General features: G+C 62.1%; 18 protein-coding genes. 8 read left to right on the top strand and 10 right to left on the bottom strand.

All coding sequences use genetic code 11. The annotated features are described in order from the left end of the window. The first annotated feature begins 15 nt into the window (after nucleotides 1–15). Nucleotides 16–264, top strand: a complete 249-nt coding sequence (locus AB7828_RS28120; RefSeq protein WP_089261574.1) for a hypothetical protein — start codon at nucleotides 16–18, stop codon at nucleotides 262–264. Nucleotides 265–328: 64 nt separating this feature from the next. Here AB7828_RS28120 and glpK read toward each other — a convergent pair whose 3' ends face one another. The 8 genes from glpK to AB7828_RS28080 form a co-directional block, all read right to left on the bottom strand. Further along, nucleotides 329–1,828, bottom strand: coding sequence for a glycerol kinase GlpK (glpK, locus tag AB7828_RS28115; RefSeq protein ID WP_441231772.1), 1,500 nt, complete (start codon nucleotides 1,826–1,828; stop codon nucleotides 329–331). A gap of 91 nt (nucleotides 1,829–1,919) precedes the next feature. Continuing rightward, the gene (locus AB7828_RS28110; RefSeq protein ID WP_441231771.1) at nucleotides 1,920–3,122 is read right to left on the bottom strand and encodes an FAD-dependent monooxygenase; all 1,203 of its coding nucleotides are present in this window, start codon (nucleotides 3,120–3,122) and stop codon (nucleotides 1,920–1,922) included. A gap of 262 nt (nucleotides 3,123–3,384) precedes the next feature. Next, complete coding sequence (locus AB7828_RS28105) at nucleotides 3,385–4,155, bottom strand: SDR family NAD(P)-dependent oxidoreductase (RefSeq protein WP_309947373.1); 771 nt, start codon at nucleotides 4,153–4,155, stop codon at nucleotides 3,385–3,387. Nucleotides 4,156–4,363: 208 nt separating this feature from the next. Further along, nucleotides 4,364–5,506 (bottom strand): pimeloyl-CoA dehydrogenase small subunit, encoded by a 1,143-nt coding sequence (gene pimD / locus AB7828_RS28100; RefSeq protein ID WP_089261584.1) that lies wholly within the window; start codon nucleotides 5,504–5,506, stop codon nucleotides 4,364–4,366. 222 nt (nucleotides 5,507–5,728) lie between these two features. Then, on the bottom strand, nucleotides 5,729–6,916 hold the full coding sequence (pimC, locus tag AB7828_RS28095) for a pimeloyl-CoA dehydrogenase large subunit (RefSeq protein ID WP_441231770.1): 1,188 nt from the start codon (nucleotides 6,914–6,916) through the stop codon (nucleotides 5,729–5,731). A gap of 28 nt (nucleotides 6,917–6,944) precedes the next feature. Beyond that, complete coding sequence (locus tag AB7828_RS28090) at nucleotides 6,945–8,132, bottom strand: acetyl-CoA C-acyltransferase (RefSeq protein ID WP_439086208.1); 1,188 nt, start codon at nucleotides 8,130–8,132, stop codon at nucleotides 6,945–6,947. Then, nucleotides 8,129–9,832 carry a dicarboxylate--CoA ligase PimA gene (pimA, locus tag AB7828_RS28085; RefSeq protein ID WP_441231769.1) on the bottom strand — a complete coding sequence of 568 codons (1,704 nt, stop codon included), beginning with the start codon at nucleotides 9,830–9,832 and terminating at the stop codon, nucleotides 8,129–8,131. Before pimA ends, AB7828_RS28090 begins: the two co-directional genes overlap by 4 nt. Nucleotides 9,833–10,054: 222 nt before the next feature. Continuing rightward, entirely contained in the window at nucleotides 10,055–12,139 is a 2,085-nt protein-coding gene (locus tag AB7828_RS28080) for a 3-hydroxyacyl-CoA dehydrogenase NAD-binding domain-containing protein (protein ID WP_089261592.1), read from the bottom strand. A gap of 161 nt (nucleotides 12,140–12,300) precedes the next feature. On the opposite strand from AB7828_RS28080, the gene AB7828_RS28075 reads away from it, so the two are divergent. The 7 genes from AB7828_RS28075 to AB7828_RS28045 all read left to right on the top strand — a co-directional run bounded on the left by AB7828_RS28075 (nucleotide 12,301) and on the right by AB7828_RS28045 (nucleotide 19,380). Further along, nucleotides 12,301–13,167: an IclR family transcriptional regulator gene (locus AB7828_RS28075; protein ID WP_120288678.1), complete on the top strand. Its 867-nt coding sequence runs from the start codon at nucleotides 12,301–12,303 to the stop codon at nucleotides 13,165–13,167. Nucleotides 13,168–13,230: 63 nt separating this feature from the next. Beyond that, entirely contained in the window at nucleotides 13,231–14,043 is an 813-nt protein-coding gene (locus AB7828_RS28070) for an ABC transporter ATP-binding protein (RefSeq protein ID WP_093759246.1), read from the top strand. Further along, nucleotides 14,040–14,753, top strand: coding sequence for an ABC transporter ATP-binding protein (locus AB7828_RS28065; RefSeq protein WP_116663743.1), 714 nt, complete (start codon nucleotides 14,040–14,042; stop codon nucleotides 14,751–14,753). The genes AB7828_RS28070 and AB7828_RS28065 overlap by 4 nt, the downstream gene beginning before the upstream one ends. Nucleotides 14,754–14,763: 10 nt before the next feature. Further along, nucleotides 14,764–15,642, top strand: a complete 879-nt coding sequence (locus tag AB7828_RS28060; protein ID WP_089261600.1) for a branched-chain amino acid ABC transporter permease — start codon at nucleotides 14,764–14,766, stop codon at nucleotides 15,640–15,642. A 2-nt stretch (nucleotides 15,643–15,644) separates the two neighbouring features. Further along, complete coding sequence (locus tag AB7828_RS28055; protein WP_439063002.1) at nucleotides 15,645–16,673, top strand: branched-chain amino acid ABC transporter permease; 1,029 nt, start codon at nucleotides 15,645–15,647, stop codon at nucleotides 16,671–16,673. Between the two features lie 6 nt (nucleotides 16,674–16,679). Further along, nucleotides 16,680–17,909 (top strand): ABC transporter substrate-binding protein, encoded by a 1,230-nt coding sequence (locus AB7828_RS28050; RefSeq protein WP_184513957.1) that lies wholly within the window; start codon nucleotides 16,680–16,682, stop codon nucleotides 17,907–17,909. Nucleotides 17,910–18,174: 265 nt separating this feature from the next. Next, complete coding sequence (locus AB7828_RS28045) at nucleotides 18,175–19,380, top strand: ABC transporter substrate-binding protein (protein WP_231081190.1); 1,206 nt, start codon at nucleotides 18,175–18,177, stop codon at nucleotides 19,378–19,380. Between the two features lie 59 nt (nucleotides 19,381–19,439). Here AB7828_RS28045 and AB7828_RS28040 read toward each other — a convergent pair whose 3' ends face one another. Next, nucleotides 19,440–19,913: a hypothetical protein gene (locus AB7828_RS28040; protein WP_184513955.1), complete on the bottom strand. Its 474-nt coding sequence runs from the start codon at nucleotides 19,911–19,913 to the stop codon at nucleotides 19,440–19,442. A 135-nt stretch (nucleotides 19,914–20,048) separates the two neighbouring features. Beyond that, nucleotides 20,049–20,366 (bottom strand): hypothetical protein, encoded by a 318-nt coding sequence (locus AB7828_RS28035; protein WP_120288675.1) that lies wholly within the window; start codon nucleotides 20,364–20,366, stop codon nucleotides 20,049–20,051. Between the last annotated feature and the right edge of the window lie 56 nt (nucleotides 20,367–20,422).

Here is a 20,422-nt window from a genome sequence, read left to right as displayed (position 1 = left end):
GTTTGGAGGGTTGAAATGAAACGTACCATGATCGCGACGGCAGCCGCGGCACTCCTGGGTCTGGGCCTGATGCTTCCAGCGAACGCCATGCCGGTCGGTGGGCTTGCACCTGCGAGCACCGCCAGCGACATCATCCAGATTCGTGGCCATGGCGGCGGACATCACGGCATGCACCGCGGCGGGCGTGGACATCATTACGGCTGGGGCCGCGGACGCGGCCATCATTATGGTTGGTCGCGCGGACGGCATCGCGGCTGGCGCTAGAATCTGACATGACCATCATAGGAGCCGCCGCACAGGCGGCTCTTTCTGTTTGGTGAGCAAGCTTTCAATCTTTCCCCGGATCGCTCGCCAATACCCCCTTCACTGCCTGCGCCCAGCCCTTCAGTTTTCGTGTCCGTGTGGCTTCGCTCATGGCCGGCTTGAAGCGGTGTTCGAGCCGCCAGTTGTCGGCGAATTTGGCAGGCTCCGGAAATACGCCGGCCGTGAGACCGGCGAGATAGGCAGCTCCCAGCGCGGTGGTTTCCTGGATCATCGGGCGATCGACAGGGGCATTCAGCAGATCCGCGAGACGCTGCATGGTCCAGTCCGACGCGGTCATGCCGCCATCGACGCGCAGCACCACGGTGGCGGCGGAGACATCCGGCCAGTCGGCGCGCATCGCCGCGTAGAGATCGCGCGTCTGGTAGCAGACGCTTTCCAGTGCGGCATGGGCGAGTTCGGCCGGGCCGGTGTTGCGCGTCAGTCCGAACAGCGCTCCGCGCACATCGGGATTCCAGTAGGGCGCACCGAGCCCGACAAAGGCCGGGACCAGATAGACCGATTGCGAAGAATCGTTCTGATCCGCGAGCGGCCCGCTTTCAGCAGCGCTCTTGATGATCCCCAGACCATCGCGCAGCCACTGCACCGCGGATCCGGCAACGAAAATCGAACCTTCCAGCGCATAGGTGCGCACGCCGTTGAGCTGATAGGCAACCGTGGTGAGCAGCTTGTTCTTCGATTGCACCGGCGTCGTACCAGTGTTGAGCAGGGCAAAGCAGCCGGTGCCGTAAGTGGACTTGATCATGCCGGGCGCGAAACAGGCCTGCCCGATGGTTGCAGCCTGCTGATCGCCGGCAATACCGCCGATCATGATCGTGCCACCAAACAGATCGGTGCTGCCGAAATCCGACGAAGAGTCCTGCACCCTGGGCAGCATCGCCTTGGGCACACGCAGCAGCTTCAGCAGTTCGTCATCCCACTCGCCGGTGTGGATGTTGAAGAGCTGCGTGCGCGAGGCATTGGTGGCGTCGGTGGCATGCACCCTGCCCGCCGTGAGCCGCCACAGCAGATAGCAATCGACGGTGCCGAATAGCAATTCGCCGCGCTCGGCGCGGTCGCGCGCGCCGGGGACATGATCGAGAATCCACGCCACTTTCGTTCCGGAGAAATACGGATCGATGATCAGGCCGGTCTTTTGCGTGATGAACGGCTCATGGCCGTCGGCTTTCATCTGCGCGCAGATCTCCGCGGTGCGGCGGTCCTGCCAGACGATGGCACGGTGCACAGCCTGGCCGGTGACGCGATCCCACACCACCACCGTCTCGCGCTGATTGGTGATGCCGATGGCGGCAATATCCTTCGCGGTAACGCCCGCCTTCGTCATGGCCTCGTGGCAAACGGCCAACGTCGAGGTCCAGATATCCTCGGGCTCATGCTCGACCCAGCCGGAGGCCGGGAAATGCTGCGGGAATTCCTGCTGCGCACTGGCCGCGATCGAGATGTCGGCGCGAAAGATCATCGCGCGCGAGGATGTGGTGCCCTGATCGATGGCCATCACGAAAGACATGACGTTTCTTCCCGAAAGATTGTGGTCGCGTTGTGTTGGGAGGCGCAGGCAACCGGATTAGCGCGGGCGCGTCAAGCGGCAGCGCCGACGGTCAGGTCGCCGAGTCGATCATCATGACCAGAGCGGACGCGACCATCGCCAGCTCGCGCGGCAGCGTCTCGCGGGCCCGTCGCACCATGCCCTCGCCGAGCCGGCCAAAGAAACGCGCCCAGCGCTGCGCGCGCCAATACAGCGAATTCTCCACAGTGACTGAGCGCAGCTTGAACGCCTTGCCGGTGGCCCAGGCGTCGCATTCCAGTTTCAGAGGATCGGCGTAATATTGCGCGATCTTGTCGGCGCCCATGCCATCGGTCGCGAGCCAGTTCGGGATGTGTACGCTGCAAAGCTGCGCGACATCGGTGAACACCTTGTCGGTGCCGGTGCCGCTGCCCGGGCACGGCGAGGCAAAGGCATCGCCCACCAGCACGACACCGGGCTGGACCACGTTGTCGCTCTCGTAGAGATCGATGGGGCGGATCTTGATATCGCCGGATATCTTGTAGTCGCCGATCAGCGCACGCAGCTTCGGCAGGCAAGCATCCAATGCTGCTTCCGGCGTGCGCCGCATCTGGCGAATCCAGGGATCGTCGGTCTCGCGATAGACGAACAGGTTGCCGCGCATGGTCTTGCCAATGGGAAACAGCGTGACATAGGCGGTGCGATGAACCGTGGTTTCCGCGAAATAAGTGAGCGCCGGAAAGGCAAAGCGGTCCCGGCCGACGGGCGCGATATCGAAGCCGACCGAGATCGAATGATTGGCCGAGATGACCGGGCGGCCGATATTGAGTTGATTGCGCAGGCTGACGCTGGCGCCATTGGCGAGAATGACAAGGCGCGCGGAAATCTCCTCGCCACTGGACAGGCCGATGGTCTGGCGATCATCGGATGTGGCGATCGACGTCGCCTTGGCGTGAATGGTCTCGATGGTGGATGGGATCTGGCCACGCACGGTATTGACCAGCGTGTCGTAGAGAAAGCCGTGCTGCTGGCTGGGGCGCTTGTCGATCACGCGGCCGAAACGCGCGATCCAGATCTCGTCGTCATGGGTGGCGGCACCGAGCACCGCATCGACGAGACCCGTCTTGCGCAGCCGCTCGAGCTGGACGCCGCCGCTGATCTTCTCGCAGCGGAGTTCGGGCGGATGGACCTGATGCGGCTCGATCAGGATTGCAGACACACCGGCGCGACCGAGCATCGCCGCAGCCGTCGACCCGGCGAGGCCGCCACCAATGATCGCGATATCCGTCTGCCGCACGGGAACTCTCCAGCTGCGGCTATCCGTGCGCCCGAAGTGTTAAAAAACGGGAAAGGATTGAGGCAGGCGGCAAGTGGCTACCGCCGGAGGTTTGTTTCGCGGGATTTCTTACCCTCCCAGGGGGAGGGTCGGCGATCATCGCGCGCAGCGCGGTGAGAGGCGGGGTGGGGTGAAGCTGCGGGCGACAGCGTCTGTGGCTTCACCCCACCCCGACGAACGCTACGCGTTCATCGACCCTTCCATTCAGGGGAGGGTAAGGACGTCACACCGATGCGGTCGTCACGCCGCCGTCGATGACGATAGTCTGGCCGGTCATGAAGGTGGAGGAATCCGAGCCGAGATAGGCGACGGCACCAGCGATCTCGTGGGGCTCGCCGATCCGGCGCAGCGGCGTGGTCGCGGTGCGGCGCTTGAGATTGGCCTCGTCTTCCCACAGCGCTTTCGCGAAGTCGGTCTTCACCAGACCCGGCGCGATGCAATTGACGCGCACGCCCTTCGGTCCCCATTCGCCGGCGAGGCTGCGACACAGGGAGAAGTCGGCAGCCTTGGAGATGCCGTAGGCGCCAATCACCGTGGAGCCGCGCAGGCCGCCGATGGAGGAGATGATGACGACGGAGCCCTTGCCGCGCTCGGCCATCGCCGGGATCGCCTTGGCACAGAGCCAGATGTTGCTCTTGACGTTGGAGCCCATGATCTTGTCGAAGGCTTCATCGGCGATATCGAGCAGCGGACCGTAATAGGGATTCACTGCGGCGTTGCAGACGAGAATGTCGATCGGGCCGTAGTGTTTCACGGTGCCGTCGATCAAAGCTTCGACCTCGTCGCGGCGCGAGATGTTGCAGGGAATGACATGGGCATCACCGCCACTGGCCTTGATGCCATCGACCACGGCCTGACAGGCATCGGCCTTGCGGCTGGAGACGACGACCTTGGCGCCGAGTTGCGCCAGCAGTTCCGCGGAGGCCTTGCCGATGCCGCGGCTGGAGCCGGTGATGACCGCGACCTTGCCGGTGAGGTCGAAGGGGTTTTTCACGGGCGGCCTCCTTGTTGTTGATTGATTTTAGCGACGGCGCATTCCTTCTCCCCGCATGCGGGGAGAAGGTGGCTCGAATGCGCGTAGCGCGTTCGAGTCGGATGAGGGGGACTCTCCACGAGTTCATGAGCGCGTGGAGAGTCCCCCTCACCCGGATTGCTTCGCAATCCGACCTCTCCCCGCAAGCGGGGAGAGGTTAAGAGCAGAGTTACTCCGTGATCCCGCCCGCCTGCGCGACGCGGCGCAGGTGATAATCGGCATCGCCGAACTGCTGCTCGATCATGGTCAGCCGCTTGAAGTAGTGGCCGATCTTGTACTCCATGGTCACGCCGACGCCGCCATGCAGCTGCACGCCGCCCTGGCCGACGAAGCGCGCGGAGCGGCCGATCTGCACCTTGGCAGCGGCGACCGTCTTGGTGCGTTCGTCGAGATCGGTGAAGCTCGACGCCATCGAGGCCAGGAACGACATGCTGCGCGCGGTCTCCAGCGCGGTGAACATGTCGGCCGCACGGTGCTGCAGCGCCTGGAACGAGCCGATGGCGACGCCGAACTGCTTGCGCTCCTTGATGTATTCGACGGAGATCTTCAATGCTTCTTCCATCGCGCCGACCGCTTCCGCGCACAGTGCGATGCGGGCGTCATCGACGACCTGATTGACGATCGACAAACCATCCTCGGCATTGCCGATCGCAGCATCTGCGCCGACCTCGACATTGTTCAGCTTGATATCGGCGGCGCGGCTGCCGTCCTGCGTCTCATAGCCCTTGATGTCGACGCCCTTGGCATTGGCGGGCACCAGGAATACGCCGACGCCCTTGGCATCGCGCTGGCCACCAGCGGTGCGCGCGGTGACGATCAGCGTATCGGCAGTATCGCCGTGACCGACGACGAACTTCTCGCCGGACAACGTGTAGCCCGAACCGCTCTTCTTGGCCGACGTCTTGATGTCCCCGAGGTCATAGCGTGAATCACGCTCGACCTGTGCGAAAGCCATGGTCTTGGAGCCGTCGATGATCCCGGGCAGATGCGCAGCACGCTGCTCCGCAGAGGCGCGGCGCAGGAAACCGCCGCCGAGCACGACCGTATCAAGATAGGGCTCGACCACGAGATTACGGCCCAGCGCTTCCATCACGATCATGGTCTCGATCGGACCGGCGCCGAAGCCGCCATCGTCCTCGGAGAACGGCAGGCCGAGCAGGCCCTGTTCGGCAAACTTGCCCCAGACGTCGCGGCTCCAGCCACCCTTCTCGGCGCGATACTTCTTGCGCGCCTCGAATTCGTAGGACGATTTCAGCAGGCCGTCGACGCTGTCCTTGAGGAGGCGTTGCTCCTCCGACAAATCAAAATCCATGGTCTTTCTCTCTCGGATCGCGCGTAACGCGCGTGTGAATGTGTTTAAGCTCCCTAACCTCTCCCCGCTTGCGGGGAGAGGTCGAGGGCGAGCGAAGCGGAGCCTTCGGGTGAGGGGGACTATCCGCGGGCCCCGAGCCGGCGGAGGCTCCCCCTCATCCGGTCCGAATGCGCTACGCGCAATCGGACCACCTTCTCCCCGCAAGCGGGGAGAAGGAAGACATCAAAGCCCCAGCACCGCTTTCGCGATGATGTTGCGCTGGATCTCGTTGGAGCCGCCATAGATCGACACCTTGCGGTAGTTGAAATAGGTCGGCGCGATCGGCGAGGCCCAGTCGCCCTCTTCGTTCTGCCCCTCGCCTTCCGGCATGAACGGCAATGCGAACGGGCCAGTGACTTCGAGCAGCAGCTCGGTGAGCGTCTGCTGGATTTCCGAGCCCTTGATCTTGAGGATCGACGAGGCCGGATCCGGCTTACCCTTGCCGTGCTTGCCTTCGGCAGCGACGACGCGCATCTGCGTCAGCTCGAGCGCCTTCAGCTCGATCTCGGTGGCCGCGAGCTTCTGGCGGAACTGCGGATCCTCGATCAGCGGCTTGTCGCCGGACATCACGCTGGACGCCAGCTCCTTGATGCGGCGGATGCGCTCCTTCGACATGCCGACGCGGGCGATGTTGACGCGCTCGTTGCCGAGCAGGAATTTCGCGTAGTCCCAGCCCTTGTTCTCTTCACCAACCAGATTCTCGGCCGGCACCACGACCTCATCGAAGAACACTTCGTTGACTTCGACGCCGCCATCGATGGTCTGGATCGGACGGACGGTGATGCCCTTCGACTTCATGTCGATGAGGATGAAGGAGATGCCCGACTGCTTCTTCGCATCGGGGTCGGTGCGGCAGAGGCAGAAGATCCAGTCGGCGTGTTGCGCGAGCGTGGTCCAGGTTTTCTGGCCGTTGACGATATAGGTATCGCCCTTCTTCTTCGCCGTGGTCTTCAGCGAGGCAAGGTCCGAACCCGAGCCCGGCTCCGAGAAGCCCTGGCACCACCAGTCGTCCATATTCGCAATGCGCGGCAGGAAGTGCTTCTTCTGCTGCTCATTGCCGAAAGTGTAGATCACCGGACCGACCATGTTGACGCCGAACGGCAGCGGCGGCGGCGCGGGGGTCTTCTGTAGCTCTTCGAGGAAGATGTACTGCTTCGCCGCGCTCCAGCCGGTGCCGCCATATTCCTGCGGCCAATGCGGGACGGCCCAGCCCTTCTTGTTGAGCGTGCGCTGCCAGTTCACCAGATCTTCTTTGCTGGTGTGGTGACCTTCCTGCAGCTTCTTGCGCACCGCCGGGTCGAGGCTTTCGCTGAAAAAGGTGCGCACCTCGTCGCGGAATGCTGTTTCTTCTTTGCTGAAGCTCAGATCCATCGGATCCTCCTTGTGAGCAGATTTGTAATTAGTGAACGATTTCGAGCAGGCCGGCGGAGCCCATGCCGCCGCCGACGCACATGGTGACGACGGCATATTTCGCCTTGCGGCGGCGGCCTTCGATCAGCGCGTGACCGGCGAGACGTGCGCCCGACATGCCATAGGGATGGCCGACCGAGATCGCCCCGCCATTGACGTTGAGCTTCTCCGGATCGATGCCGAGCTTGTCGCGGCAATACAGAACCTGCACGGCGAAGGCTTCATTGAGTTCCCAGAGATCGATGTCCTCGATCTTGAGGCCATGACGCTTCAACAGGCGCGGCACGGCGAACACCGGACCGATGCCCATCTCGTCCGGCTCACAACCGGCGGAGACGAAGCCGCGGAAGATGCCGAGCGGCTTGAGGCCCTTCTGCGCGGCGAGCTTGTCGCTCATGATCACGGTGGCGCTGGCGCCGTCCGAGAGCTGCGACGCATTGCCGGCGGTGATGGTGAAGCCGTCGCCGCGCACAGCCTTCAGGCCGGCGAGACCTTCCGCGGTGGTTTCCGGACGCGGACCTTCATCCTTGGACAGCGTGATGTCCTTGAACGAGACTTCGCCGGTCGCCTTGTCGACGACGCCCATCTTGGTCGCGATCGGCGCCAGTTCGTCGTTGAACTTGCCGCCCTGCTGCGCAGCTGCGGTGCGGCGCTGGCTTTCCAGCGAATACTCGTCCTGGCGCTCGCGCGAGATGTTGTAGCGCTTGGCCACCGTCTCGGCGGTGTCGAGCATCGGCATATAGACGTCGCCCTTGATCTTCATCAGTTCGGGATCGACGGTGTGGAACTTGTTGGCGTGCTCGTTCTGCACCAGCGAGATCGACTCGCCGCCGCCCCCAACCGCGATCTCGACGCCGTCGAAGATCACCGAACGCGCAGCCAGTGCAATCGCCTGCAGGCCCGAAGCGCACTGACGATCGATGGTGGTGCCGCCAACCGTGACCGGCAGACCGGCGCGGAGCAGCGCCTTGCGTGCGATGTTGCCGCCGGTCGCACCCTGCTGCAGGGCTGCGCCCATCACCACATCTTCGACTTCCTTGGGATCGATGCCGGCGCGCTTGACGGCATGCTCGATGGCATGGCCGAGCAGCGTCGCGCCTTCGGTGGCGTTCAATGCGCCGCGAAAGGCCTTGCCGATCGGCGTACGGGCGGTGGAAACGATAACGGCTTCGGTCATGGGCGGGGTCCTCCGGAGGCGGTTTGTTGTTGCGAGGTTGTTTCTTGGTTCATGATGGGCGTGGGTTGCAACCCGCGCAAGGCGTGGCGCGAGAGTTTTCCGACCGCGGTGCGCGGCAAATCGTCGACGAAATCCAGGGCTGCCGGCAGTTCATGCTTGCCGAGCTTGCCGGTAAGAAACGCGCGCAGCTCGTCGATGGTGAACGGCGCTGCGCCATTGCGCAGCCTGATAAAGGCCTTGGCCGCCTCGCCGCGATACTGATCGACGACGCCGATCACGATCACTTCCTGCACCGACGGATGTTCGTAGATCGCCTGCTCGATCATCTGCGGGTAGACGTTGAAGCCGCCGGAGATGATCATGTCCTTCTTGCGATCGACCAGATAGAAAAATCCGTCCTGATCCATATAGCCGATATCGCCGGTGAGGAAGCGATCGCCGACGAATGACTCGGCACTCTCCTGCGCGCGGTTCCAGTAGCCTTTGGTGACGTTCGGCCCCTTGATGCGGATTTCGCCGGTTTCGTTGACGCCAAGCACCCTGGTCGGGTCATCAAGCGACACAACGTCAATGTCGATCCCCGGCAGCATCAGGCCGATCGAGCCCGGCTTGTCGAGACCGCCGGGCGGATGGCTGGTACCGGGTGAGCAGGTCTCGGTCATGCCCCAGCCGCTCTTCAGCGACAGGCCCGTTTTACGTTCGAACAGACGCGCCACTTCATCGGGCAGCGGCGCACCGCCGGAGGCCGCCGACACCAACGACGACAGATCGCGCGTCTCAAGCGACGGATCGGCCGCGATGGCGATCCACATGGTGGGCACGCCGGGAAATACGGTGGCCTTCTTCTTCTCGATATCGTCGAGCACGCGGCTGACATCGAAGCGCTGATGCAGCGAAATGGTGTCGCCGAGGCTGATGCGGCTCAGCAGGATCACGGTCAGTGCATAGATATGAAACAGCGGCAGCACGCAGATGACGCGCTCGATCCGATTGCGCCCGGCGCGTGCCGGCGCGCCCCACATATTGTAGATCGACACAGCCGAGGTGAGATTGCCGTGGCTCAGCATCGCGCCCTTGGGCAGGCCGGTGGTGCCGCCGGTATATTGCAACAGCGCCACATCATCCGCTGAAATCTCGGGCCACTGCGCGGGCAACGTGGCACCCGCGGTGAAATTGCGGAAAGTGACGAGGGCCGGGTTCTCCGGCAGCGGCAGCTGCGGATTGTTCACCGCACCCCAGTCGTCGTCTTCACAGACGATCAGCCTGTCGAGCAGGCCTTTGTCGAGAAACTTGAGCGCCATCGGCAGCAACGCCGCAAGGTTGCTGGTGACCAGCACGCGCGCGCCAGAATCCTTGAGCTTGTGCGACAGTGCAATCTCGCCATCGAGAGGCGACAAATGCACGAGGCGTGCACCTGCCTTGAGGCCGCCGAAGAAATGCACCGGATGATCCGGCGTATTGCCGAGGAAGATGCCGATGGAGGAGCCTTTGCCATAGCCGGCGCGCATCAGCGCGGCAGCTATGATATCGACGCGCGCCTGCAGATCATTGAACGAGATCGGCTGATCCCGAAATTCGATGGCGGTGCGGTCACCATGTTTTGCAACGGAGTCGGCAAGCAGGCCCGGCAGCGACCCACGCGCGATCGGCGCGTCCCAGGTGACGCCCGGTGGGTAGTGCTGTTCGCCGGGATGGGTCATGGACGATGGACCTGCAATGATAGTAGCCGCTGCGCGTAATATCCCTCCCCCTTGTGGGGAGGGTCGGCCAAGCGACGTCGATGCGTAGCATCGACGGAAGCGGAGGCCGGGGTGGGGGTGCCACAAGCTCTGAGTGCGGGGCTACCCCCACCCGACCGACCTTCGGTCGGCCACCCTCCCCACAAGGGGGAGGGAAAAGAGCAGTGAGCGCTCCCGGCCATCTCAGCCCTTCGCCAGTGACGCAAACGTCTTGCCTTCATCTGCCAGCTTCTTCAGCAGCGCGGCCGGCTCCAGCGACGGATCGTTGGTCTGCTTGGCATAGAACTGCAGGCGCTCGACGATCTGCTTGAGGCCGACCTGATCGGCATAGAACATCGGGCCGCCGCGATAGATCGGCCAGCCATAGCCATAGAGCCAGATCACATCGATATCGCTCGGACGCGAAGCGACCTTCTCTTCGAGGATGCGGGCACCCTCGTTGATCATCGGATACATCATGCGTTCCAGGATTTCCTGGTCGCTGACGGCGCGACGGGTCAGGCCCAGGCTCCGGCAGGTATCGTCGATGAGCTTCTCGACGTCCGGATCCGGCACCGGCGCACGGGAGCCGGCTTCATACTTGTAATAGCCCTTGCCGGTCTTCTGACCGAAGCGGCCGGCTTCGCAGAGCGCGTCGGCGATCGGCGAGGTGATGCCGCGATCCTTGCGCGAGCGCCAGCCGATATCGAGGCCAGCGAGATCGCCCATGGCGAACGGACCCATCGGCATGCCGAACTTGGTGACGACGGCATCGACCTGCTGCGGCAGCGCGCCTTCGAACAGCAACTTCTCGGACTGCTTGGAGCGGGCCGCGAGCATGCGGTTGCCGACGAAGCCGTCGGAGACGCCGACCACGGCCGGCACCTTGGCGATCTTGCGGGCGACAGCGACAGCGGTGACGAGCGCATCCGGCGCAGTCTTGTCGGCGCGGACGATTTCGCACAGCTTCATGACGTTGGCCGGCGAGAAGAAGTGCATGCCGAGCACGTCCTGCGGACGCTTGGTGACGGCTGCGATCTCGTCGATGTTGAGATAGGACGTGTTGCTGGCGAGGATGGCGCCCGGCTTGGCATAGGCATCCAGCGCGGTGAACACTTCCTTCTTGATCGCCATGGTCTCGAACACGGCCTCGATCACCAGATCGACATCCTTGACGTTTTCGAGGCCAACGACGCCGTTGATCAGCGCCATGCGCTTGGCCGGTGCGTCGGCAGGAATGCCGCCGCGCGCTGCGGTCGCCTCGTAATTCTTCTGCATGATACCGAGACCACGCTTGAGCTGCTCCTCGCCGGTCTCGATCAGCGTGACGGGAATACCGGCATTGGCGAAGGACATCGCAATACCGCCGCCCATGGTGCCGGCGCCGATGATGGCGACGCGTTCGACCGGACGCGGCTTGACGCCTTCCGGCACGTTCTGGACCTTGGCGGCTTCGCGCTCGGAGAAGAACGCATAACGCTGCGCCTTCGACTGGTCGTCAGCGACCAGCTTGAGGAACATCTCGCGCTCCTTCTTGAGCGCCTCGTCGAACGGCACATCGAGCGTCCAGCTCACGGCTTCGGCGCAGGCCAGCGGCGCATTCATGCCGCGGTTTTTCTTGTTGGCGGCTGCGGCGGCGTTGGTGAAGATGGTGCGATCGGCGCGCGCGGCGGCGAGCTTGGAATCGTCGTTGCGCAGCAGGCGCAGGGGACGCTTTTCGGCGATCACCTTGCGCGCGAAGGCTTCTGCGCCCGAGGCCGGACCTTCGACGATCTCTTCGATCAGGCCGTTCTTCAAGGCTTCAGATGCGCTGATCGGATCACCGGTGACGACCATCTTGACGCCGAGTTCGGGACCGACCGCGCGCGGCAGGCGCTGTGTGCCGCCGGCACCCGGCAGCAGGCCGAGCTTCACCTCAGGCAGGCCGAGCTTGGCTTCTTTTGTCGCCACGCGGAAATGACAGCCGAGTGTGAGCTCGAGGCCGCCGCCGAGCGCGGTGCCATGGATCGCGGCGATCACCGGCTTGGAACAATTCTCGATTTCCGCAATGACTTCGCTCAATCCGGGCGACTGCGGCGGCTTGCCGAATTCGGTGATGTCGGCGCCGGCAACGAAGGTACGGCCTGCGCATGCGATGACGATCGCCTTCACGGCAGGATCGGCAGCGGCCGTTTTGACGTTCTCAAAAATGCCGCGGCGAACCGCCGCACTCAGCGCATTTACAGGGGGAGAGTTGATCGTGACGATGGCGACTTCATCATGACGTTCAAGCTTTACGACATCGCTCACGGCATTCTCCTTGGCTACGTTTACCGGTCTAATTTTCTTAGTTTCGCACTGCGAAATTTAATTCCACATCTTGACACGGAGGGTTATTTTGAAGAGCGTCCCTTGTCAACGAGGGCCGTGGTGCAATCGTATGAAACTGACAAAACCAAATTTTGGGAAGCATGAAACGTCCAGCGAAGAATGTGGCGACAGATCGCAATTTCGTCGTCGCATTGGCTCGCGGCCTGGATGTCTTGCGCGCATTTCGCCCCAATGACGGGCTTCTCGGCAATCAGGAGATTGCCGCCCGCACCAAATTGCCGAAGCCAACCATCTCGCGATTGACTTACACACTCACGAAGTTGGGCTACCTTACACCTGTGCCACGCTTCGAGAAGTATCAACTCGCGCCAGCAGCCATGGCCCTGGGGTATGCTGCACTTGCGAACTTAGGCGTTAAGCATCTCTCGGAATCATTTCGCGACGAATTGATGCGGCAGACCGGCGGTGCCTGCGCAGTAGGCGCGCGCGATCGGTTGAGCATGATCTATTTCGGGCAGAGCCGTTCCAGTCTCACTGTCGGCGTTCAACTCGACGTCGGCTCGCGCATTCCCATTGCAACCACGGCGATGGGCCGCGCCTATTTCTGGGCATTGCCACCGGAAGAACGTGCCCAATTATTGCGCGAATTTCGCGAACATTACGGACATCGCTGGTCGAAGATGCGTGATGGACTCGAACGTGCGGGCGAAATGGTCGCACGCCACGGCTTCGTCATCTCGGCTGGCGAGTGGCAGGACGATGTGCACGCTGCCGGTGTTGCAATGACATTGAATGACGGCACCGGTCCTTATGCCTTTAATTGCGGCGCGCCCGCGTTCCGTTTCACGGAAGAGCGCTTGCTCAACGATATTGGACCTCGGCTATTGGCGATGGTAAGAAACATCGAAGCGGCGCTCGGGGGAACAGCTGCACCACAATCCAAAAAACTCGACAGCAAAAAAATCAAATCAGGAGGGAAAGTTGCACGCATTGTTGAAGGGCTCTGACAGCCTTCATCGTCGTGACCTGCGCAAGACTTCGCCGCAGCCGACGATCGGGGGACGCCGCACATGACACAGGCACAACTCGCAGAGCGCGCGCCCGTCGCATCGACGGCGCCGCTGCTTTCGGTTCGCGACGTCAGCGTTGTGTTCGGTGGCATCATCGCGTTGAACGGCGTCTCGTTCGACATGCAGAAGGGTCACATCCTCGGCCTCATCGGACCGAACGGCGCCGGCAAGACCACGCTGTTCAATTGTCTCAGCCGGCTCTACCAGCCGAGCAAGGGCGATATCCTGATGGACGGCCAGACGATCCTGAATCGTCCGGCCCACAAGATTTCCGAGATCGGCATCGGCCGCACCTTCCAGAACGTTGCGCTGTTTCCGAACCTGACCGTGCGTGACAATGTCCGCGTCGGCAAACATGCGCGCACCAACAGCGACATCATCAGCGACTCGCTGAAGCTGCCATGGGTTCGATCAGGAGAAGCTGCGATCAACAAGGACGTCAACGACATCCTTGATTATCTCGATCTGCACAGCGTTGCCGATACGATCGTCAGCGGTCTTCCTTTCGGCACGCAGAAGCGCGTCGAACTCGCGCGCGCGCTCGCCGCCGAACCCAAGATCCTGCTGCTCGACGAGCCCGCAGGCGGTCTCAACCATGAGGAAGTCTACATCCTTGGCGACCTGATCCGCCGCATCCGCGATGATCGCGGCGTGACGGTGCTCCTGGTCGAGCATCACATGGGTCTCGTGATGTCGATCGCCGACCATGTCGTCGCATTGAATTTCGGCAAGAAGCTCGCTGAAGGCACACCCGCTGCCGTCCAGAAAGACCCTGCTGTGATCAAGGCCTATCTGGGAGACAAAGACTCATGACCGCGATGCTTCACGTAAAAGACCTGCGTGCGTATTACGGCCAGGTCCAGGCACTGCATGGCCTCGAATTCGAACTGCAGGAAGGCAGTCTGACCACCCTGCTCGGCGCCAACGGTGCCGGCAAGACCACGACGCTGCGCTCGATCTGCAACATGATCCGCTCCACGGGCTCGATCGAGTTCGAGGGCAAGAAGCTCGACAACAAGTCGACCGAAAGCATCGTGCGGCTGGGCATCGCCCATGTTCCGCAGGGCCGCGGCACCTTCACCACCATGACGGTGGAAGAGAACCTGCAGCTCGGCGCGATCAGCCGCAAGGACACCAAGGCGATCGGTGACGACATCGAGCGCATGTATGCCCACTTCCCGGTGCTCAAGCAGCGCCACACCCAGCAGGCCGGCACGCTGTCCGGCGGTGAACAGCAGATGCTCGCGGTCGCCCGCGCGCTGATGCTGCGTCCTCGCCTGATGCTGCTGGACGAGCCGTCCTTCGGCCTTGCGCCCCTGATCGTGCGGGATCTGTTCAAGATCCTCGGCAAGATCAACCGCGAGGACAAGGTCAGCATCCTTGTCGTCGAACAGAACGCGCAGCTCGCGCTCGAACTCGCCGACAAGGCCTATGTCATCGAAACAGGACGCATCGTGATGTCCGGCACTGCCGACGAGATCGCGAACAACGAAGACGTCCGTAAATCGTATCTGGGATATTGAGGGGGCGGCCATGGAACTCTTTACCAACCAAGTCCTGGCTGGCATCGCCACCGGCGCGATCTACGCCTGTATGGCGCTCGCCGTGGTCATGATCTACCAGGCGATCGACCACCTGAACTTCGCCCAGGGCGAAATGGCGATGTTCTCGACCTTCGTCGCCTGGCAGATGATGCAGTGGGGCATACCCTATTGGGGCGCATTCGCGCTGACGCTGATTTTCTCCTTTGTCGGCGGCATCGTCATCGAGCGGGCTTTGTTCAAGCCGCTCGCCAAGGCGCCGGTGCTGACCCACGTCGCAGGTTTCATCGCGCTGTTCGCCATCATCAACAGCGTCGCGGGCCTGACCTGGGATTTCACCATCAAGCAGTTTCCCTCGCCGTTCGGCTCGTCGCCCTTCCTGGGCAGCCAGCTGATCTCGACGCATCAGGCCGGCATGATCGGCGTGACGATCATCCTGCTCGTCCTGCTGTTCATCTTCTTCCGCTACACCCGCGTGGGCCTTGCGATGCGGGCAGCTGCGTCGATGCCTGAATCGGCGCGGCTGGTCGGCATCAACACGTCATGGATGATTGCACTCGGCTGGGGCATGGCGGCCGCGATCGGTTCGATCGCCGGTATGCTGATCGCTCCCGTCGTGTTCCTCGAGCCCAACATGATGGGCGGCGTGCTGATCTACGGATTTGCCGCGGCCGTCGTGGGCGGGCTCACGAGCCCACTGGGTGCTGTCATTGGCGGGTTCCTTGTCGGCGTCTTCGAGAACCTCGTCGGCACCTATATCCCGGGTGTCGGCAATGAGCTGAAACTGCCCATCGCCCTGGCGCTGATCATCACCGTGCTGGTCGTCAAACCCAATGGCCTGTTCGGCCGTGCCATCGTGAAGCGAGTTTGATCATGAGCACCGTTCAAGACGTCTCCGCCGCTCCCGCGGTCGCTGCCATTCCCAAAAAGGCAATGGCGCTCGGCCCGCTGGCATCGCTGATCATCCTGGCGCTGCTCATCGTCACACCACTGTTCGTGAAGAACTTCATCATCTTCCAGATGACGATGTGGCTGATCTACGCCATCGCGGTTCTCGCGCTGAACATCCTGACCGGCGCCAGCGGCCAGTTCTCGCTCGGCCAGAGCGCGTTCTACGCCCTCGGCGCCTATACGTCAGCAATCCTCATGGAACATGTCGGCGTCAATTACGCACTGACACTCCCTGTCGCCGGCCTCGTCTGCTTCATCGCCGGCTTCCTGTTCGGCCTGCCCGCGCTGCGGCTGTCCGGCATCTATCTCGCGCTGGCGACCTTCGCCCTCGCGGTGGCGATGCCGCAGCTCCTGAAGCTCGGCGTGTTCGAACACTGGACCGGCGGCGTGCAGGGCCTTGTCGTCACCAAGCCTGATGCACCGGAAATCCTGGCCTCGCTGGGTCTGAAAGTGTCGCAGGACATGTGGCTGTACTTCTTCACCCTCGCGGTCACGATCCTGATCTACATCCTCTCGGTCAACCTGCTGAAGTCACGGTCGGGCCGAGCCATGATGGCGATCCGCGACAACGAAATCGCCGCCTCGGCGATGGGCGTGGACGTCTCGCTCTACAAGACGCTGGCTTTCGGTGTCAGCGCAGGGATCACCGGCGTTGCTGGCGGTCTCGGCGCCATCGCCGTGCAGTTCGTGGCGCCGGATGGCTACACCATCCAGCTCGCCATCGCGCTGTTCCTGGGCATGGTCGTCGGCGGCGTTGGCTGGCTGCCGGGCTCGCTGGCCGGCGCGGCCTTCATCGTCTTCGTTCCGAATATTGCGGAACACGTCTCGAAGGGTCTGTCTGGCGCCGTGTTCGGCGTCATCCTGATCATCATCATCTTCCTGCTCCCGAACGGGGCCAGGCAACTCGCCTATTTGGCACAGGGCTTGATAGGCAAACTACGTAAACACTGAGGACCTATGAACTGCAGAAACTTTCTGCGCACCGCCGCGCTCTCGAGCGCGGCGTTTGCGTTTCTCGCCTTCTCAACTTCCGCGAATGCCCAGAAGAAATACGATACCGGGGCGAGCGATACCGAGATCAAGATCGGCAACATCATTCCCTATAGCGGCCCGGCTTCGGCCTACGGCATCATCGGGAAGATGGAAGAAGCCTACTTCAAGATGATCAACGATCAGGGCGGCATCAACGGCCGCAAGATCACCTTCGTCAGCTATGACGATGCCTATAGCCCGGCCAAGGCCGTGGAACAGACCCGCAAGCTGGTCGAATCCGACGAAGTTCTGTTCGTGTTCGGTCCGCTCGGCACGCCGTCGAACACCGCGATCCTGAAATACCTGAACGCCAAGAAGGTGCCGCAGCTGTTCGTCGCCACCGGCGCGACCAAGTTCGGCGAATACAAGACCGCGCCATGGACGATGGGCTGGCAGCCGGCCTATCAGAGCGAAGGCCGCATCTTCGCGCAATACGCGATCACCGAGAAGCCGAACGGCAAGATCGCCGTGTTCTACCAGAACGACGACCTCGGCAAGGACATGCTGAAGGGCCTGAAGGACGGCCTCGGCGAGAAGGCCTCGATGATCGTGGCTGAAGACAGCTATGAAGTGTCCGAGCCGACCATCGACTCGCACATCGTCAAGATGAAGGCATCGGGCGCCGACATCTTCGTCTCGATCTCGACGCCGAAATTCGCGGCGCAGGCGATCAAGAAGGTGGCCGAGATCGGCTGGAAGCCGATGTTCTTCCAGAGCAATGTCGGCTCCTCGGTCGGCGCAGTAATGCGTCCCGCCGGCATCGACAACGCGCAGGGCGTGCTGTCGCTGGCCTATGCCAAGGATGCCATCGATCCGCAGTGGAAGGACGATGAGGGCATGAAGAAGTATCTCGACTTCCTCGCCAAATACGCTCCCTTCGCCAATCCGGCCGAAAGCTCGGCTGCCTATGGCTACGGCCAGGCACAGACCGTGGTTCAGGTCCTCAAGCAGGCCGGCGACGATCTGACCCGCGCCAATATCATGAAGCAGGCCGCCAGCCTGAAGGACTTCGCACCCGACACGCTGCTGCCGGGCGTCAAGATCAACACCTCGGCGACCGACTTCTACCCGATCGAGCAGCTGCGCATGATGCGCTTCACCGGCGAGAAGTGGGACGTGTTCGGCCCGCCGATCGACAGCAAGCTCGGCGGCTAAAACCAACGCCTTTCTCCGCATGGCGAAGCGCCGCTTCGCACTGTGGAGAACGGTCGCTAACCGCCGCATTCTCGAACGGCGGAACATTAAAACTGCTTAATAAAACAGCCCCTTACGACGAAAGTCGTGAGGGGCTTTTTCTTGCTAGTTGCAGTGGAAAAGTATTCAATCCAACGCGCCGCAGCATTCAACAAAAAACAAGAATACGCGCGGCTTCATCAAATGATCAGGGAGATCAGAAATGCCTTCGTTCAGCTCGCGTGCAATGACGTTCACGGTTGCCGCAGCCCTCAGTGCGGCCCTTGGCGGTACTGCCTTCGCCCAGAAAAAATACGACACCGGCGCCAGCGATACCGAGATCAAGATCGGCAACATCATGCCCTATAGCGGGCCCGCATCCGCCTATGGCGTGATCGGCAAGATGGAAGAAGCCTATTTCAAGATGATCAACGATCAGGGCGGCATCAACGGCCGCAAGATCAATTACATTACCTATGACGACGGCTACTCGCCGCCGAAGGCCGTTGAGCAGGCCCGCAAGCTCGTCGAATCCGACGAAGTGCTGTTCATCGCCAGCTCGCTCGGCACGCCATCGAATTCCGCGATTCAGAAATACATGAATGCGAAGAAGGTGCCGCAGCTGTTCGTGGCCACCGGCGCGACCAAGTTCGGCGACTACAAGGACTTCCCCTGGACCATGGGCTGGCAGCCCGCCTATCAGAGCGAGTCCAGGATCTATGCAGCCTATCTGCTGCGGGAAAAGCCCGACGCCAAGATCGCGGTCATGTACCAGAACGACGATTTCGGCAAAGACATGCTGAAGGGTCTGAAGGATGGTCTCGGCGCCAAGGCGGCATCGATGATTGTCGCCGAGGAAAGCTATGAAGTGTCGGAGCCGACCATCGAGTCCCACATCGTCAAGCTGAAGTCGACCAATGCCGACACCTTTGTCAGCTTCACCACGCCGAAATTCGCTGCGCAGGCGATCAAGAAAGTGGCGGAGCTCAGCTGGAAACCAACCTTCATCCAGAGCAATGTCGGCTCTTCGGTCGGCGGCGTGATGAAGCCGGCGGGTTACGAGATCGCCCAGGGCATCCTGTCGGCGAACTACGCCAAGGACGGCGCCGATTCCAGCTGGGACAATGACGAGGGCATGAAGAAATTCTACGCCTTCCTCGCCAAATATGCCCCCACCATGGACAGGAGCGACGGCTCGGTCGTCTATGGCTATGGCCAGGCGCAGACCATCGTTCAGGTGCTCAAGCAGGCCGGTGACAACCTGACCCGCGCGAACATCATGAAGGAAGCAGCCAACCTCAAGGAATTCGCGCCCGACACATTGCTGCCCGGCGTGACCATCTCGACCTCCGCGACCGACTTCTACCCGATCGAGCAGCTGCAGATGCAGCGCTTCAAGGGCGAGAAGTGGGAGCTGTTCGGCCCGATCATCGCGGGCAAGATCGACGGCTGATGTTCTGATCTCTCCCCGCCGGTCGAAGCCAAGCTTCGCCGCGCGGGGAGAGATCGAGATCAGTAATAATCCCGGAACGCATCCGCGAGACTGTCGGGCTGCCAGTCGATCTGGTCCGACGCGATCGGATCGTCCGAGAGCAACGCACTCGCCTGCGTCTTGTAGTCCGGCGCCACGTAATCCGCCTGCGGCAGACCACGGCGCACGATATCCTGATAGTTCAGATAATTGTCGCGATTTCCCACGAAGGTGCACATGCATTTGGCGGGGTCGGCATAGAGATAGCGCGGGCCGTTCGGCGTGGTGTGCACGACGAAGCGATAGGCCGGCAATTTGCTCAAAGCCAGTTTGCCTGCCGCATCGTTGGCGAAGCGCGCCTTGAAGCCTGCGGACTCCATGTCGAATCCGACCTTCTGCAGCACCGGCACGCTCGGCAATTCGCGCGCCACCAGCAGCGTGACATCGAGCAGCGCCAGCACCGCGATGACAGCGAGTGCGATGCCGCGCGGGCGCCAAGCGGAAAACGTCGTCATCGTCACTGCGCGCATGTCGCGAAACCCCGGCTATGAGCGCGCATCGGCGCGCACTATTGCGCGCGACACTAACGGACCCCGCAGGCGGTGTCACGGTAGCGCTGCCGCAGCGCGCGATGCCGGTTAACAAATCCATCACGCCGCCTCGCTGGCGACGAGCGCCTCCAGGACGCGCCAATACATTTCGTCCAGTATCGCTTGCTGCTGCTCTGCATTCAGAACGCGCCGTCGTTGAAACAGAAGACAGATCGGCCGGCTGCCTGTGCAATGGTGTGCACGACGACAGGCCTTGATGACGCAAGTGCGATGGGTGCGCAGGATGTTCGCATTACCGCGCTCGATCTCCTCGATGCAGACGGCGACGATCATGTCCGACAGCCTCTTGGCCGCAAGGTCGCTCTTGTCCCTGGCGCGCTGCGCGAGATGCCAGGCGTCGTGTTGCGAGATGATCATGTGAACTCCCGTTGTGACGATGATGACTGGATATGAGTGACTTGGGTGACGGCCAC

It is taken from the genome of Tardiphaga sp. 215_C5_N2_1, from assembly GCF_052076055.1.
In the GTDB taxonomy this organism is placed as follows: Bacteria; Pseudomonadota; Alphaproteobacteria; order Rhizobiales; family Xanthobacteraceae; genus Tardiphaga; species Tardiphaga robiniae.
The sequence above is the reverse complement of the archived record's forward strand: the minus strand, read 5'-3'. Positions and strand labels throughout refer to the sequence as shown.